The sequence below is a fragment of the Marinitoga sp. 1154 genome (assembly GCF_013363285.1).
Classification (GTDB): domain Bacteria; phylum Thermotogota; class Thermotogae; order Petrotogales; family Petrotogaceae; genus Marinitoga.
This window is the reverse complement of sequence record NZ_LBFB01000004.1, coordinates 27181-44724: the sequence shown is the minus strand read 5'-3', so window position 1 is coordinate 44724 and position 17544 is coordinate 27181. Positions and strand designations below refer to the sequence as shown.

14 protein-coding genes and 1 tRNA gene are annotated in these 17544 nt (G+C 26.8%); 8 read left to right on the top strand and 7 right to left on the bottom strand.

All coding sequences use genetic code 11. The features are described 5' to 3' along the window. The first annotated feature begins 9 nt into the window (after window positions 1-9). Genes rsxC through XO12_RS02890 form a run of 6 tightly spaced genes read left to right on the top strand, consistent with a single transcriptional unit; the run spans window position 10 to window position 4500 of the window. Window positions 10-1338, top strand: coding sequence for an electron transport complex subunit RsxC (rsxC, locus tag XO12_RS02915; RefSeq protein WP_047265703.1), 1329 nt, complete (start codon window positions 10-12; stop codon window positions 1336-1338). Next, entirely contained in the window at window positions 1335-2318 is a 984-nt protein-coding gene (locus tag XO12_RS02910) for an RnfABCDGE type electron transport complex subunit D (protein ID WP_047265702.1), read from the top strand. Before rsxC ends, XO12_RS02910 begins: the two co-directional genes overlap by 4 nt. Then, entirely contained in the window at window positions 2315-3022 is a 708-nt protein-coding gene (locus XO12_RS02905; protein WP_047265701.1) for an RnfABCDGE type electron transport complex subunit G, read from the top strand. Before XO12_RS02910 ends, XO12_RS02905 begins: the two co-directional genes overlap by 4 nt. Next, window positions 3022-3639: an electron transport complex subunit RsxE gene (gene rsxE / locus XO12_RS02900; protein WP_175419659.1), complete on the top strand. Its 618-nt coding sequence runs from the start codon at window positions 3022-3024 to the stop codon at window positions 3637-3639. Before XO12_RS02905 ends, rsxE begins: the two co-directional genes overlap by 1 nt. After that, on the top strand, window positions 3636-4211 hold the full coding sequence (rsxA, locus tag XO12_RS02895) for an electron transport complex subunit RsxA (RefSeq protein WP_047265699.1): 576 nt from the start codon (window positions 3636-3638) through the stop codon (window positions 4209-4211). Before rsxE ends, rsxA begins: the two co-directional genes overlap by 4 nt. A 13-nt stretch (window positions 4212-4224) precedes the next feature. Next, window positions 4225-4500, top strand: coding sequence for a (Fe-S)-binding protein (locus XO12_RS02890; RefSeq protein ID WP_175419658.1), 276 nt, complete (start codon window positions 4225-4227; stop codon window positions 4498-4500). Between the two features lie 84 nt (window positions 4501-4584). On the opposite strand, the gene XO12_RS02885 is transcribed toward XO12_RS02890, so the two are convergent. The 6 genes from XO12_RS02885 to XO12_RS02860 all read right to left on the bottom strand — a co-directional run bounded on the left by XO12_RS02885 (window position 4585) and on the right by XO12_RS02860 (window position 12941). Further along, window positions 4585-6270, bottom strand: a complete 1686-nt coding sequence (locus XO12_RS02885) for a hypothetical protein (protein WP_047265697.1) — start codon at window positions 6268-6270, stop codon at window positions 4585-4587. Between the two features lie 237 nt (window positions 6271-6507). Continuing rightward, window positions 6508-8868, bottom strand: coding sequence for an RND family transporter (locus XO12_RS02880; RefSeq protein WP_047265696.1), 2361 nt, complete (start codon window positions 8866-8868; stop codon window positions 6508-6510). Between the two features lie 4 nt (window positions 8869-8872). Continuing rightward, window positions 8873-9298 (bottom strand): hypothetical protein, encoded by a 426-nt coding sequence (locus tag XO12_RS02875; RefSeq protein WP_047265695.1) that lies wholly within the window; start codon window positions 9296-9298, stop codon window positions 8873-8875. Continuing rightward, window positions 9298-9993 (bottom strand): hypothetical protein, encoded by a 696-nt coding sequence (locus XO12_RS02870; RefSeq protein ID WP_047265694.1) that lies wholly within the window; start codon window positions 9991-9993, stop codon window positions 9298-9300. The genes XO12_RS02875 and XO12_RS02870 overlap by 1 nt, the downstream gene beginning before the upstream one ends. Then, a complete protein-coding gene (locus XO12_RS02865) occupies window positions 9994-11241 on the bottom strand; it encodes a S41 family peptidase (protein WP_084822638.1) in 1248 nt (415 codons plus the stop codon). It abuts the gene before it with no gap. Between the two features lie 44 nt (window positions 11242-11285). Beyond that, window positions 11286-12941 (bottom strand): nucleoside kinase, encoded by a 1656-nt coding sequence (locus XO12_RS02860; RefSeq protein ID WP_175419657.1) that lies wholly within the window; start codon window positions 12939-12941, stop codon window positions 11286-11288. A 108-nt stretch (window positions 12942-13049) separates the two neighbouring features. On the opposite strand from XO12_RS02860, the gene XO12_RS02855 reads away from it, so the two are divergent. Next, window positions 13050-13124, top strand: a tRNA-Gln gene (locus XO12_RS02855). A 311-nt stretch (window positions 13125-13435) separates the two neighbouring features. Next, entirely contained in the window at window positions 13436-14827 is a 1392-nt protein-coding gene (locus tag XO12_RS02850; RefSeq protein ID WP_052913178.1) for an MASE3 domain-containing protein, read from the top strand. A 98-nt stretch (window positions 14828-14925) separates the two neighbouring features. Here XO12_RS02850 and pulA read toward each other — a convergent pair whose 3' ends face one another. Further along, window positions 14926-17454, bottom strand: a complete 2529-nt coding sequence (pulA, locus tag XO12_RS02845; RefSeq protein ID WP_047265793.1) for a type I pullulanase — start codon at window positions 17452-17454, stop codon at window positions 14926-14928. Window positions 17455-17544: the final 90 nt, after the last annotated feature.

The following is a 17544-nucleotide window of genomic DNA, read 5'->3' as shown; positions in this document are numbered from 1 at the left end:
AGGAAGGAAATGGCGTTATTAACTTTTAAAGGTGGAGTACATCCGCCAGAAAAAAAAGAGCTGGCAGAACATAAACAAATTAAAATTCTGCCATTGCCTGAAAAAGTATACATTTATACGACAAATCATCTTGGCACTCCAGCGAAAATTATAGTAGAACCAGGGCAAAAGGTAAAAACAGGTCAAAAAATAGGTGAAGCAAATGGGTTTATATCCGCAAATATTCATTCAACTATAACTGGAGAAGTTATAGAAATAGTGAAAATGACAAATGCCGCAACTGGAACAAGAAACGATGTAGTGGTAATCCAGAGAACTGGAGATGATGAATGGGATTTAATTCCAGAGCATGGAGATTATACAAAAAAAACTCCTGAAGAGATAGTAAATATAGTAAAAGAAGCGGGAATAGTTGGGTTAGGTGGAGCAATGTTCCCTTCACATGTAAAAATGTCTATCCCAAAAGGTAAAAAAGCAGAGTATTTAATAATTAATGCAGCAGAATGTGAACCTTATATAACAATAGACAATAGAATGATGATAGAGAAATCCTCTGAAATTGTAAAAGGAATAAAAATAATAATGCATGCAACAGGTGTGAAAAAGGCTTATATAGGAATTGAAAGCAATAAACCAGAAGCAATTGAAAAAATGAAAGAAGCTGTGTCAGGGGAGCCAATAGAGGTAAAAGTATTAAAGACAAAATATCCTCAAGGTGCTGAAAAACAATTGATTTATGCAATAACTAAAAAAGAAGTACCTTCTGGCGGATTGCCTTTAGATGTTGGAGTAATAGTATTTAATGTATCAACAACATATGTTATATATGAAGCCGTAGAGCATGGAAAACCGTTGGTAGAAAGAGGAATAACATTAACTGGTGAAGGAGTAAAAAATCCTGGCAACTTTATATATAGGATAGGAACAAAGGTTAAAGATTTATTAGATCATGTTGGATTGGTTGAAGAAGAAAAAATAGATAGAATATTATATGGTGGTCCAATGATGGGAATCCCTCTTCCTGATATTGAATTACCAACATTTAAAGGGAATAATGCATTAACAGTGTTAACGAAAGACATTGTGCCTAAAAAAGAAAGTTTTCCATGTATTAGATGTTCAAAATGTGTACAGGTTTGTCCTATAAATTTAATGCCTTATTTATTAAAATTACAAGTCGAAAAAAGAGAGTATGATAAAGCAATGGAATATGGTTTGATGGATTGTATAGAATGTGGTTCATGTTCATATGCCTGTCCTGCAGGTATAGAATTGGTGAAAAACTTTAAAACCGGGAAAAAAGTAGCAAGAGCTTTAAAAGGGAGGGCTAAAAAGTGAAATTGAACATAGCGGCAGCTCCACATTTAAGAACAAAAGATAATGTTAGAAGTGTAATGTTAGATGTGTTAATTGCCCTCATACCATCATTTTTAGTATCAGCATGGGTATTTGGATTCAGGGCTGTATGGATAATGTTATATACAATGATTTTAGCAGAAGGTATGGAAATATTTATAATGAAAGTTTTAAGGAAACAAAAAAATTTCAAACCAGATTTTAGTGCATCGGTAACAGGTCTTTTATTAGCTATGAATTTGAGTTTAGCAGTGAATTGGTGGCAAATATTTATAGGAGTTTTAGTGGCAATTGGATTAGGAAAACATGTTTATGGTGGATTAGGAAAAAATATTTTTAATCCTGCTTTAGTTGGAAGAGTATTTATGTTAATTTCGTTTCCAGTCGCTATGACAACATGGTATAGACCGTTTTATTTTAAATATGATACAATAACAACTGCAACTCCATTAGCTATATTAAAAGAGCATGGAATTGAAGCTTTATATAATAATCCAGATTATGCTATTAATTTAAAAAGTTTATTTATTGGAACAGTACCGGGGTCGATAGGAGAAGTAAGTGCTATAGCTTTAATAATAGGTTTTATATATTTAGTGATTAGAAAAAGAATAAAAATCTGGATTCCAATCACATATATTTCTACAGTATTTATTATTTCTGGTATTTTTTATATGATAGATCCTTCAAAATATGCTTCTCCTTTATTCCATATATTAAGTGGTGGATTGATGTTAGGGGCATTATTCATGGCTACAGATATGGTTACAAGTCCAATGACTGTTAAAGGACATATTATTTTCGGTGTAGGTTTGGGTTTTATAACAATGATAATCAGACTTTTTGGAGGATATCCAGAAGGTGTTTCTTTTTCTATTTTAATTATGAATTCCCTTGTTCCGTTGATTGATATTTATGCTAAACCACGTATTTTTGGAACTGTAAGAGGTGGTAAAAAATGAAAGAATATATAAAAACTGGATTGATATTGATGTTATTTATTATAATCTCCGGATTAGTAGTATCTATAGTGTATGTTTTTGCAAAACCTGCTATAGATAATTCTGAATTAGAGGCAAAATTAAAAGCAATAAAAAAAGTTTTAATTGATTCAAAAACAGGAAATTTATTAATTTCTAAGAGTGAAATACCTAAAAGTTTAAAGCAGTTAAATAGTTCGATTTGGGATTCTAATGAAACAGGGGTTTTATATTTAGATGCAAGTACAAAAGTATATTCGCCAGCATATAAATATGTAAATAGTGAAGGGAAAGAAATATATATTTTGACAGTTTCAGGAGTAGGGTTTGGTGGAGAAGTAATATCAGTTATTTCCTTTGTAAAAGACAAAAAAGAATTATATTTTAATAATTTGGAAGTGGTTTCTTATTCCCAGGAAACACCAGGATTAGGAGCCAACATTTCTCAGGATAATGTAAAAGAAAGATTTTATCCAATTGATTACAAAGGCCTTGTTAACGGGGTGAAAGTTAATAAAGATGCAGGGGTCCTTTTAACAACACCAGAACAAATAAAAAATGGAAAAAAAGAAGGAATAGTTCAGACAAGCGATGTGATGACAGGAGCTACAATTACTCCAAGGGCTGTTGCTGATTCAATAAATACAGGATTCGAATACCTCAAATCCAAAGGGGTGATTCAATAATGGCTAATATAAAAAATTTAAAAGTAGGATTATTTCAGCAAAATCCTATATTTGTACAGGTATTGGGTATGTGTCCTACACTTGCAACAACTACAAATTCTATAAATGCGCTTGGTATGGGACTTGCAACATTAGCTGTTTTGCTTTTATCTAATACAGTAGTCTCTATAATAAAAAAATGGGTTCCTAAAAACATAAGAATACCTGTATATATAGTTGTAATAGCATCTTTTGTTACAATAGTTGATATATTGATGCACGGGTATACATATGAATTATGGAAAACATTGGGATTATTTATACCGTTAATAGTTGTTAACTGTATAATTTTAGGTCGTGCAGAATCATTTGCATCAAAAAATGGTGTTTTAGATTCCATATATGATGCATTGGGGATGGGTTTGGGATTCACAGGTGCTTTAGTGTTATTAGGTTCGGTTAGAGAATTGTTAGGGAACGGAACAGTGTTTGGATTACCTGTTTGGGGAGATGCCATGAAATTATATGTAATGATTCTTCCACCAGGAGCATTTTTAGTATTAGGTGTATTATTAGCAATGTTCAATTCAATTGGAATTTATAAAAGAAATAGAGTAAAGGCTGGTGAAAGAAGATGAGATTATTTTTTATATTTTTATCAGCAATATTAGTAAATAATTTTGTATTATCTAGATTTTTAGGAATATGTCCATTTTTGGGAGTATCAAAAAAGATAAGTTCAGCATCAGGTATGTCGATGGCTGTTATTTTTGTTATGGTAGTTTCAAGTACTATAACATGGTTTCTAAATTTATTGCTTGTAAAAATGGGATTAGAATTTTTGACTACAATTGTATTTATTCTTGTAATAGCAACATTAGTTCAATTTATAGAATTTTATATAAAAAAGGTTTCTCCTAATTTGTATGAAGCATTGGGTATATATCTTCCATTAATAACAACTAATTGTGCAATTTTAGGATTGGCATTACTAAATGTTATATATAACTACTCATTAATAGAAACAATTGTAAATTCACTTGGTGCAGGTTTAGGTTTTGCTATGGCCTTGATTATTTTCTCTGCTATCAGAGAAAGAATGGACTATTATGAGATACCAGAGCCTTTTAAAGGAACGGCTATAGCTCTTATTACTGCTGGATTATTATCAATGGCTTTTATGGGATTTTCTGGTCTCATAAAAATATAAGGGAGGAATTTTAATGTCTGTTATTATAAATACAATAATACTTCTCTCAGTACTTGGCTTTTTATCTGGAACATTTTTAGCATTTGCTGAAAAAAAGTTTGAGGTTAAAGAAGATGTTAGAGTTATTTTTGCAGAAAATTTATTACCAGGGATAAATTGTGGTGCATGTGGTTATCCAGGATGTTCTGGTTTTGCTAAAGGATTTGTGAATGGTGATGTAAAACCAGAAGGTTGTTTGCCAGGGAAAAGACAGGGAGTTCCTGAAAAATTAGCCAGATTATCTAACTAAAATGTCTGATGATGAATTAAGAAAAATTTGGGAAGAAATAAATGAGGATCCAGATAAAATTAAAGAAAAATTTTAATTGGAGAGCTATAAGCTCTCCAATTTTTTTATTAATAAATTTTTGAATTGTACAATATTCTTATTATCAGGATATTTCAATATGAATTTTAACCAATTTGTTAATAAATAAAAATCATTTTTTTCTAAAACAGCAATTAAATCGTTCAAAGTATCATTCTGAGGATTTTTTAAAACATCGACATATATTGATAAAAATTCATATAGGTATTTTTCTGCCTGATTAATAGTATACTTTTTCTCAATTAATTTGGCTAAATACAAAGATTTTAATGCATTGAAATCAAAATTTATTATGAATTCATTAATATCAATAGGGATTTCAATTTTAATAATAGAATTAGAAGCACTTTGAGTTAAAAAAATCTTTCCGTTTAAATCATCAATATATTTTAATATAGATTCGATCTTATATGATTCCATATTTGATTTATCAAACAATGATTTATTATTTAATAATAAAATATAATCATTGAATATATTATCATTATCTATAATTTTTATTTCTAAAAAATTATCAGTTGAAGTATAAAGAATATTTATTCTTCCACCACTTTTATCCATAAAAATTAAAAGTAATATTTCGTATATTACTTTATATAGCTTATTTTTATTCGTAAAAACAAATTTATTTTTTGTATTTATTTCTTTTTCTACAGTGATATCATTTTTATCTATATAGATGGATAAAAAATAAATTAGATTACTGTGAAACTCATTTATATCAAAAAATTCAAAGAAATTTTGATTGCTGACATTATATTCATGATAAAATATAGTTTTAAATTTGTTTATAATAATATTTATTTCTGAAATAATATTAGTAATAATCTTTTTTTCAATATCTTCTGATAAATTTAAACTAATTGAATTAATAAGTGTTTGAAGAGGTGTATTTATATAAAAAATGAATTCATTTATTAGATTATTATGATTAGTATTAATTTTTTTAATTTCTGTCTTTAACTCTTCTACTTCTTTCTTTTTGTTTTTTGATTCATTAATAATATGTTTGATTTTTTCTTTTAAAAAAATTCCTTCTTTGGTTTTTAATTCTATATTTTCATTATTTTCAAGAAATAAAAATAAATTATTTAGTTCTTTATTTGACAGAGCAAAAATTTTATATATTAAAAATAATAATAGAGAGAATAATAAAATGTTTATAGTTATAAAAATGGGTAATTCCTGATCAAGTAGAGTAGTAAAATTCTTATTGAAAATAATGTAAAAATAAATATCATTAAGTTTCAATTTTTTATAGTTGGTATTAGGTAAAGACTCTGGATAAAATTTGTTGTTATATTCTAAAAATATTAAAGAATCGAAGAAATTATTGATATATTTTACATATTCTGATAAATCATAACCATAAGAGTATAAATCATTTCCAATTTCAATATTATTGAAATAAAAATCTTTATTATCTGGATTTTCAAAATCGGAAAAAACAATTTTATTGTTTTTATACAATATTAATTTAAAAGGTTTAAGCAAAATATGGTTATATTTTACATAATGGAATATATTTTCTTTTAAATTATTATCAATAGCAATTATAACATTTTTTAAATAATTAATATCTTTGATTTGCTCATAATTTTCAATATTATATTTTATAGAAAATACAAAAACAATAAAAGTAGTAATTATAGCTAAAAAATTTAGTATTAAGAATATAGTATATTTTTTCATTAAATCACTCCAGCATAAAAACTTTTATTAAAACTTTTATTATATTATATCATAATAGCTTATAATATAAAAAAAACGGATCCAGCGGATCCGCTAAATGTCTATCCATCTATTTCAGGGGGGGATAGGGGGATTTTCTTTTTACATCAATAGTATACAAAAATAAATGTTACTTTTCAATACTTAAATATTAATTGTGAATTTTCAAACGTAACAAAAAGCCGAGTAATGTAAATTTCATTTTTTTAATGCAGGTATTAATAAAACAGTTAAAATCCATACAATAAAAATGCCTAAAACCATAGTTAAACTGAATTGTTTAAGCAGTTCTCCTCTTGATAGTTGAAAGGTAATAAAAGATGAAATGGTTGTTAAAAATGAAAGTGATGTTGCCTTTAATGTATGCCAGTAATGAACCTTATCTTCATCGATTGCATGAAAAATATGTATATAGCCATCAACACCTATTCCAAATATTAAAGGTAATGAAATTATAGTTAAGAATGTTGCATTAATATCAAAAAAGTAAATAATTCCAAAGGTAGTCAGATTAGCAAAAAGTAGGCCGAAAATAGCAACAAGTGTTTCTTTAAATGATTTTCTTGAAAAATATGTTAGAAATCCTATTGTAAAAATTGAAAATAAAATGACATAATAAAATCTATTTTCTATTATATACATCAATTTATATATAGCTTTTTGATTTCCTAAAAATCTATTTAAATACTTTTTATTTAATGAGTCAAAGAAATATTTCATTCCATTATTTTTGTTTAGATTAATAGAAGGGGTTATATATATAATAAAATAATCCTTCCCAGCTTCATTGATAAGAATATTTTTTCTTAAATTTTCAGGTATTAACTCAGTTATTCCTAAAATAAAATCTTTTTCATTTTTTGATTTTGAAGCTAAATCAATGATTTTTAATGTTTCAGAGTATATATTATATTTTTTTAATACAGCTACAGAAAAAGGATCATTGACTAATTCAGAAATTTCTCTGGTTTTAATTTTTAATTTTTCAAAATCCCCGAGTTGTTTTTTTAATATATCCAGATAACTTTCAATTTTTGAAATATATGGAGACTTTTTTAATTCATCAATTATTTCTTTTGAATCCTCGTCAATTCCAATAATAAATTTCATTTCATTAAATAAGGATGTTCCAAAATGACTGGCTATATCCTTAAAAACTATTGTGCTTTCTGAATTCGTTGGAGCTAATCCAGGAGGAGTATAAGAAAAATTGGCAAAATTAATTATTCCAAAAACTGAAAAGAATAGAACAAATACAGTTATAATGGGTAAAATCAAACGACTTTTTTTTGGTATCCAGATGCCGAGTCTTTGAAACCATATATTGATTTTATTTTCTCTATATGTTTTAAGAATAATATTTCTAAAAGGGTAAAACGTAATAGGTGTAATAAATACCATTACCAGAGAAAATACGAATAGTCCAATACTGCTAATTAAAGCCATTTCTGTAAAAGCTGGTAATTTCATAAAAATTAACGACAAAAAAACAAAAATTGTAGTAAGCACTCCAAAAATTACAGGTATTAACACAGTTTCATATGTAATAGCAAGTGCTTCAATGTAATTCTTTCTCTCTTTGAATTCTGTAATTAAACGACTTGTTATATGGATACCATAATCTATCCCCAACCCAAGAGTTATCGCTGCAACAAATGAAGTTAAGATATTAAGTTCTTTAAAAATAAGTGCTGATAAGCCTAAAGTTATACCAACAGAAATTACTAAAGTAATAAAAACGAGTATTGTAGTAATTAAACTACCAAAAGTTATATAAAAAATTATAATAATCAAAACAATAGATAAATAAGTAGTAATTGAAAAATCAAAAGATACGGTTTTATTTGCTTCATAAGTATATATATAAGCCCCAGTTAATCCGGTTTTTATAGAATAAATTTTATTTAGATCGGAAAGAATTTTTTTTACTTTAGGTATTATTTTATTTACAAATTGCAAGTTTGAAGTTGGCTCTTTAAATGTTACTCCCATAACCATTATATTTTTGTCAGGAGATAAAGTATAATATCCCAGCATTGGATCAGATTCCCTTGATTTTTCAAAATTTTTATCCAATTTATTTAATAAATATATAGTATTGTTTATATATTCAAAAGATTTAAAATCATAAGGATTTATATCTGAAAAAGCATGAAAAGTATCTTTAATATTTTTCATGAGTTCATCAATTAATTTTGAATTTGAAACATTTAGAAAACCATAAGATAGTAATAAAGATACATCAGTTTTAGCTAAATCTTTAAATTCAGGTATTTTTTTCATTCTATCATAAAAGGCTAAAGCCAATTTTTTGTAATCTATATTTTTATTTATATAGAATGCAACAATCATTACTTCGGATTCAGATTGATATTTTACTTCATTTCTGTATGAAATAACAACGGGGTCATCTTTAGGAAGCAATTCTAAAAGATCTGAGTTTATTTTTAAGTTTTTTAAATTATAAATAAAACTAATTGATAGTATAAAGAATATTAATAAAATCCATTTATAGTTTTTCGTTAAAAATTCTGAAATTAGCAGGTATCTTTTTTTCATTATTTCATCTCCATAGCAGAATGTAAATAAAAGTATCTATTATAGTGCCAATGAATAAAGAAATATAATTTTTATTTTTAAAATCTTTATATCCTTTTAATAATTCTATCCATAAAAATGGTACTAAAAAATAATAATTAAAAAAAGAAAAAAAACCCAGTAATAAAAGTGGTGAAAGTGAAAGCATATAATATGGAAAAATTATTCTGAAATACTTTATAGGATAAAAAAAAGCTCTTAAAACATTATTGATAAATATAAAAAAGATTAGAAAAATACTTTTCACGAAAAAAGTATATAAGGAAGCATATCTAAACATTGGAGAAAACCAAAAATAAAATAGAATAATAATACCAACAAAAATAGTATCATAATGTACAGTTTTAATTTTATGAGGCAAAAAAATGATTTTAAAAATATTATTAAACATCAGTGAATTCCTCCAGTATAGACTTTCATATCATAAATGACATTTATTCCCAGTTCAACAAATACATCCAGTAAAGGTTTTACACCAGGATTATTTAGAATGTTAATATCTAAAATAATACCATTTTCTTTTTTTAATTTTTCTAATATTTCTGTTTTAAAAGAATATGGTTTATATGTATCTTCATCCATCACAAAATACTTTAACTTTAAAAAACTCAATTCTTTTAAAGATAATTTTGATAAATCCAATATTGCTATAGTTGGGTAATTAATTAAAGTGAAATTTTTTGAATATGAAATTTTTTTATTTAATCGAAGTCCATAAAAACTTAAATTTTCCTTATATTCCATTAAAGAAGAATCAAAGGATTTTAAAGTAGTCTTTAATTCATCATATATTTCGTTATTAACCACCGCTATAAAAACATGATTATTGGAATAATTAATATGAATTTTTCCTATAAAGACACCTAAATCTTTAATAATGAAGAAAATCTTTGAAAGATTTTTTGAATCTTTAATCATAGAAATGATATTATCTTTTATTTCGTTGTGATAATTATTTGCTGAAAAAGTTGGAATAGCCTCTCTTATGATAATTTTAGTTTCATTCATTCCAAATAAAAAATACGTTATAATGCTTAATAAAAGAATGGTAATAGAAAAAACTATTACCATCCCATATATTCTCATTTATTTTCCTCCCGCCTTCAAAATTTCAATGGCTTTTAATAATTGTAAATCATTATTTAAATCAATAACTGCTTCAAATGTTGTGGTATTTTTAGCTTCTAATTGTTCAACATTTTTGATTTCTTTTTTTGGATTATCCACTTCAATATCTGGTTTTATACCTTTTAAATGTATATCATTGCCATTAGGAGTAAAATAATGTCCAATTGGCAACCATACTTCGCCACCATTCTCCAGAGGTATAGGTCTTTGAACAGCAGCTTTACCGTAAGTTGTTTTTCCAACAACGGTGGCTATCTTATTATCTTTTAATGCACCTGTTAAAATTTCTGAAGCAGAAGCGGAAGATTTATTTACCAACAAAACAATGGGCAATTTATCAAGAAAATCAAAATGCTCATAAGTTTTTGGTTTTATAACTTCTTCAGAACCATCGAAATATCTTACAGTAACTATAGTTTTATCTTTAATAAACATACTTGCAATATCTATAGCAACGTTTAAAAAACCACCGGGATTATTTCTTAAATCAAGAATAATTCCATCCACATTTTTTCTTTTTATAGCCTTTAAAGCTTTTTGCATTTCAGAAGCGCTTTTTTCAGCAAAATTTGTAAGTTTTATATAACCTATTTTAAAATTATTGTCTTCAAATACTTTATATTTAGCGGTAACAGTTTCTATTTTTGCTCTAACTAAAGTAATTCTCTTAGCTTCTTCCCATCCTTCTCTAAAAACTTCTATTTGCACAGTTGTTCCAGGGGCGCCTCGCATTTTATTTACAGCACCAATGTATCCAATTTCAGAAACAGGTGAACCATCAACACTTATAATTAAATCATCTGCCTGTAAACCGGCTTCATAAGCTGGAGTTCCAATCATTGGACTTACAATCCTTATGGCCTCAAGTTTAGAATCATAACTAACAAGAATACCGAGACCACCGTATTCGCCAGATTCTTCTATTTTACTTTCCGTAACCTGTTGTGAATCTAAATACCATGCGAATGGATCATTTAATCCCTCTACTAAACCTTTTAACGTAGAATCTAACACCTTATCATAATCAACTTTATCTTTTTCATAATAAATATTGTTAATATAATAAAGCAAAGTATAAATTGGATTCTGGAATTTTTCTAAAAATAATTTTTCAATATCTTTTTGTTGATTTGTATTTGCCCATAATAAGACAAAGGACAATATAATGAGTAAAACCACTACGATACTTTTAAATCTTCTATTCAAAAAAATCTCTCCTTTCATAACATATTAAATTAATATTTATAAAGCTAATATTTAAAAGTGCTTCTTCCTATAAATTCCCTTATAATTGATTTTTTTGGAATCTCTTCCAATTCTGTAATTGGTAGGAAATAATCTAAAAATTTCAAAAGTCTTTTAGCTTCTGAATACTCCTTGTTAGAGTTATCTACTGAAAGCAATAATGGTTCAGCAAATATTTTTAAAACAGAAAGTTCATATATTAAATTAGAATTGAACATAACATCAGCTTCCTCCTGATATGGAAATATATTTCTGTCTTCTCCTCGACGTACACTGGGCCACATTTTTAAAGTTGCAAGGGCTGAATGACCACGGAATTTAAAATCTCTAACAATTCTTCTTATTAATCTTGTATCTGTGGTAGTAATTCTATTCATAGAATCCAAATTCATCTGAGTTAAAGCACTAACATAAATTTTATATTTAAACTCTTTTGGAATACTTTCTGTTAATGTTTCGTTTAACCCATGTATTCCTTCTATAATTAAAATTTGATTATCATCTATTTTTATTCTTTTTCCGCTTTTCAAAGTTCTTCCGTGGACAAAATCAAACTTAGGAAGTTCTATTTCTTCACCGTTTAAAAGTTTTTGCAAATGAGTATTAAAAAGTTCCAAATTTAACGCATAAATTGATTCAAAATCATAATTTCCATTTTCATCTTTAGGAGTTTTTTCTCTATCGACAAAATAATCATCTAAAGAGATAGGGATTGGTTTTAACCCATTAACCTTTAGTTGCAATGCAAGCCTTTTAGCTGATGTAGTTTTCCCAGAAGACGATGGTCCTGCTATCAAAACGATTTTTATATTTTTTCTCTTTATAATTTCATCAGCTATTTGAGCATATTTCTTTTCATGTAAAGCTTCTGAAACCCTTATTAATTCAATAACTTCGTTTGGACCTTTTGTAATTAACTCGTTTAATTCACCAACCGTGCTAACGTCTAAAATCTTAAGCCATTCTTTATATTCATTGAAAGCAAAAGACAATTTTGCATAGTGCTTATATTTTGGGAGTTTATCCGGACAATCTGGTGTTGGATGAATTATTACAAAACCATCTTCTATACTTATTAAATCGAACTTATCAGTATATTTAGTTGAAGGAGGCATATAACCGTAAAAATAATTAAAATATTTATCGCATATATATATATTCACCTTATCTTTTTTTCGGTATTTAAATAAAGAAGCTTTATCCTTTAAATCAACATTGTTAAAAATTTTCATAGCTCTAAATTTGCTGATGGTAGTTTTTTCAAAAGGCAAATCTTTTTCAACATATTCTAACATTTTTTTCTTTAAATTTTCAAGTTTTTTTTGTGAAGGTTTTCCGTTTCTCAATTCACAATATAATCCGCTTCCAATAGCGTGATGAACGTAAAGCTTATCTTCTGGATATAAATCTTTTAAAGCCATATATAAAAGAAATAAAACACCTCTTTGATAAATTCTAAAACCGTCAAGTGTGGATGTATCCAGTAAATCAATATTTCCAGAATACTCCACCTCTTTATTTAACTCCTTTATATTGTTATTGTGTTTAACAGCTAGAATAGGGAATGGGTGATTCTTTTGGATATTTTCGATAATATCAATATATCTTTGACCTTTTTCTGCATAAAAAATTTTATTATTTATCTTTAATTCATATCTCAACACTATTCCTCCTTTCGCGACTTTATTTTTTTGTAATAATCTTATTTTCTTACAGAAACAAAGAGGTATTGACAAAAACGAAAAATATGATATAATAAATACTGTGATTGGGGCGTGGCCAAGCGGTAAGGCGGCGGATTTTGGCTCCGTTATTCGGTGGTTCGAATCCATCCGCCCCAGCCATAGCCGGCGTAAGCCGGCTTTTTTTTTACCAAAAAGGGACTATTATACAATCCAAATGCTTATAATAAGTGCGTATAAAAAGCATTTAATCAATAAAGCATTTAAATTATACCATAAATTAAGTTAAATTTATAGTGTTTTGGAAACAACAATATCTATTTTTTTACTTATATTTTTTAGAACTATTTTGTCGATAACATAAAATGTTTAAGAATGAATTGATTTAGACACTCTTTTGATTTAGAGAATACCTCCTATATTTCAAAAAAATATGATATAATATTAATGAAATGGTAATAGGGGTGTTAAATATGAAAATTTATTCTTTATCTTTGAAAAAAAGTTATATATACATAACAATAATATTGATCAATATCATATTATGGCAATTTTCAAAAAAAAATTATTTACTTTTTCATTCTATAGTTGAATTATTTGCTATAATAACAGCAGGTGCTATATTTGTCATAGGAGTTAATTCTTATAAAATATTAAAAGATAAATTCCTGCTTAAATTAGGGATACTTTATTCAATGGTTGCTGTAATAGATATATTACATACGCTTTCGTATAAAGGTATGGGCGTATTTCCGGGTGCTACAGCAAATTTACCGACCCAATTATGGATATTGGGAAGAATGGTGGAAACTATTGGATTATTTCTTATAAATATAAAAAAGAACATATTTAAGTTATTTTCTGTAATAATATATGCTTCTGGAATTTTTGGAATTATGGCGATTTTTTTTGGAGTATTTCCAGATGCATTTATTGAAGGTCGTGGGTTAACACCTTTTAAAATTTTTTCAGAATATATAATTGTATTTATTTTATTAATTACAATATATTTAATTGGAAAACAGAGTATTCCGCAAAAAGTAAAAAAATATTACATTTATGCGTTGATATTTACAATATCTGCAGAATTAAGTTTCACACTTTACGTTGATGTATATGGTTTTTTTAATATGCTTGGGCATTTATTCAGATTTATTTCTTATTTTATATTACTTGATTTAACTTTAGATATTTTAAATACGTTTATAAACGATTTGCGTGAAAAAAAGAAGAATATTTTTAATGGATTAATACATAATTTAAAAAGTCCCACAACTATTATAAAATTAAATACAGAAATGTTATTAAAAAAATTAAAAGATGTCGAAGAAAAAAAAGCTTATCTGGAAAATATATTAACTGCTGTCAATCAGATAAACACCTTAATATATGATTTATTGCAATATAATTCTTTATGCAAAAATATAAAAAAGGAAAAAATTGATTATGATAAATTCATGGAGATTATACATAATTATAAAATAATTGCCAAAAACAAAAATATAGATTTTATTATTGAAATAGAAAAAAACATAGAATTTTATAGCTATTATAATTATATTGATTTAATAATTTCAAATCTTTTAAACAATGCATTTAAATATACAGAAAAAGGGCATGTATTTTTAGCAATAAAGAGAACAAATTCTTATTTGATTATAAAAGTTGCTGATACAGGTATTGGAATAAATCCGGAAATAAAGGATAAAATTTTCGAACCATTTATTAGAGGAGAAAAACCAGGAACAGGTATAGGATTGACAGTTGTTTCTTTTTTAATAAAAAAAATGGATGGAGATTTACAGGTTTATAGCAAAAAAGGTAAAGGGACAATATTTGAAATAAAAATACCTATAAAGAAATGAATTGGCTTGACTTTAATATAGTTTTTGTTTATTGCAACTTTTTAAGCTTTGATCTAGAAACATAATGTTAATAAAAAGCCGCGTTATGCGGCTTTTTATTATTTTTGATATAATACATAAGCAGATAATGCTTGCAATGTAATAGAATTTTCAACAGTTTTAATTACAGTGTTTCCAGCTTTTTTATCATTTACAACAACATTCCATATGCCAGAAGGAAGATTAAATTTTATTTTTGAAGAATTAGCATTGTAAATAATAAGAATATTCTTCCATTCATCCCCATTTGCATTATCTTTTATTAAAAATGCAACCATTCTTTTTTTAGGAGTTTCTAAAAATTTAATATTATTTTTAATCATGTTTTTATCTGTCATTCTAAAAGCCGGATGTGCTTTTCTTAATTCTATTAATCCTTTATAATATTCAAAAATATCATAATATTTTTCTTTTCTTGACCAATCTATTATATTCGGTAATTCTTTATTATAAGGATTATCATTTCCCATTTTGGTTCTTGCAAAATCAACTCCACCGTGTAAAAAAGGTATTCCCTGAGAAGTTAAAATTATAGCATTTGAAAATTTTTGAGCTTTCTTTAATTTTTCTTCAATTTTTTCTGGAAGAGGTTCTTTCCATGGTTGATATCCAAGGGCTAAAGCGTTTTTATCCCATAATGTGTGATTATCATGATTTGAAACATAATTTATAGTTTCTTCAGGGTCATCTGTCCATAATCTGATACGAGAGTCGTATTCAATAGACCCTACAACCCCTCTTTTTATTTTCAATTCTTTACCTAATGAGCCCAAACCGAATCCTTTTATTTTAGCGTTGAATACACTTCCTCTAATAGCATTTCTTACATCATCATTAAACATAGCAATATGCATATTTTTTTGATCGCCTTTTCCAAATAATAAAGGTCCGCCACCAGTCCACGGTTCTCCGTATAGTAAAATGGAAGGATCAATTTTATGTAATTCAGTGCTTATTTCATTCATAGTTTTTTTATCAATTAATCCCATTAAATCAAATCTAAATCCGTCAATATGATATTCTTTAACCCAGTATTTTACAGAATCAACTATAAATTTTCTTACCATAGGTCTTTCAGTTGCAATTTCATTCCCTACACCTGAACCGTTAGTATAACGTCCTGCATCATCTGTTCTGTAATAATAATATGGAACAGTTTGATCAAAAGCCGAACCTTCTCCTACAACAGCAGTATGATTATAAACCACATCCAATATAACTCTTATTCCATTTTCGTGTAATTTTTTAACCATTTCTTTTACTTCTTTAATTCTCGAATTTGGGTCAAATGGATTTATAGAATAAAATCCATCAGGGACATTATATAATTTTGGGTCATATCCCCAACCATACTGCTCTTTAAATTTAGTTTCATCTATGAAATAAATATCCTGTATAGGCATAATATGAACGTGAGTTACACCTAACTCTTTCAGATGAGATAGTCCTGTTTTTATACCATCTGGAGTTTGAGTATTTTCCTGAACTAATCCTAAATATTTACCGCGATATTTTTCATCCACACCAGAATTTTTATTTATAGTAAAATCTTTAACATGTATTTCATAAATAATAGCATCTTCAGGATTAATAAATGGAGGTTTAATGTCATTATCCCAATTTTTTGGATTAGTATCATTTAAATCTATAATAGCAGATTTTTCGGAATTTACGGATACTGCTATTGAATAAGGATCTACCGTTTCTCTGTATTTGCCATAAGAATAGAATCTATATTTATAAAATTTTCCTTTTAAATTGCCAGATACCTTTATACTCCATACACCATTTTTTGCTTTTTTCATTTGATAAGTTTTATCAGCTTTTTGTGATTTGTAATCGTTATATAATAAAACCTCAGCACTTTTTGAAACAGGAGACCAGACTTTAAAAATAGTATAATTATCAGTATAGGTAATTCCTAAATCATCGCCATTATAATAAAAATTATTTAATATATTTCTCATTATTACACTTTTTTCAACAAAACCTTTGATTTTTATTATTACGTTTTTGTCGACATCATTAAATGGTGATTCTAAAATTATTTTTATTTTAGTAGTTTTTGAAATGTCAGTTGGATCTAGTTTTTCAACTTTATCAATCTTTAATTCCTTATTTTCAGCAAGAACAGATATTTTTCCAGCCCAATTTTTTGTATCAAATGGAGTGGTTAAAATAACTTTAATTTCTTTTTTAGAATCCATAATAGCATTTAAAATTCTCGGACTAATGTCTATATTATTCGGATTTAAATAAGGTTTTTCAACACTTGTAACAACCCATATTTCGGCTACACCTGATTCAGGTATTTTGACAAATCTATCTTTTGCAACATCTTTAGCCTGCCATTCGTTTAATCTTATGATATAACCTAATTCAGTATATTTCTTATCCAGAACTATAATGGCATATGGTCCGAAATTATCTTTTCCGGTAAATTTATATGCATGTCCTTCTAAAGACTCGGGTTTATGAGGCCATACCCATAAATTCCAACCATCATAATTGTTGTCATAACGGTAATAATGAACTATTAGAACAGTTTTTCCACCAAAATCTTCTGCTGTTTTACCAGAACTATACATAGGGAAAGTAGCTAAAACTAAAGAAGAAATTAGGAATAACGCAAAAAATAATATTCTGTTTTTCATAGAATCTCCTCCTATATAAAATTT

Bases quoted from the DNA above. Each gene is read 5' to 3' on its own strand.
- XO12_RS02875 (WP_047265695.1), bottom strand. From the start codon at position 9,298: ATGTTTAATAATATTTTTAAAATCATTTTTTTGCCTCATAAAATTAAA.
- XO12_RS02850 (WP_052913178.1), top strand. From the start codon at position 13,436: ATGAAAATTTATTCTTTATCTTTGAAAAAAAGTTATATATACATAACA.
- XO12_RS02870 (WP_047265694.1), bottom strand. From the start codon at position 9,993: ATGAGAATATATGGGATGGTAATAGTTTTTTCTATTACCATTCTTTTA.
- pulA (WP_047265793.1), bottom strand. From the start codon at position 17,454: ATGTATAGTTCTGGTAAAACAGCAGAAGATTTTGGTGGAAAAACTGTT.
- rsxC (WP_047265703.1), top strand. From the start codon at position 10: ATGGCGTTATTAACTTTTAAAGGTGGAGTACATCCGCCAGAAAAAAAA.
- XO12_RS02890 (WP_175419658.1), top strand. From the start codon at position 4,225: ATGTCTGTTATTATAAATACAATAATACTTCTCTCAGTACTTGGCTTT.
- rsxE (WP_175419659.1), top strand. From the start codon at position 3,022: ATGGCTAATATAAAAAATTTAAAAGTAGGATTATTTCAGCAAAATCCT.
- rsxA (WP_047265699.1), top strand. From the start codon at position 3,636: ATGAGATTATTTTTTATATTTTTATCAGCAATATTAGTAAATAATTTT.
- XO12_RS02905 (WP_047265701.1), top strand. From the start codon at position 2,315: ATGAAAGAATATATAAAAACTGGATTGATATTGATGTTATTTATTATA.
- XO12_RS02885 (WP_047265697.1), bottom strand. From the start codon at position 6,270: ATGAAAAAATATACTATATTCTTAATACTAAATTTTTTAGCTATAATT.
- XO12_RS02880 (WP_047265696.1), bottom strand. From the start codon at position 8,868: ATGAAAAAAAGATACCTGCTAATTTCAGAATTTTTAACGAAAAACTAT.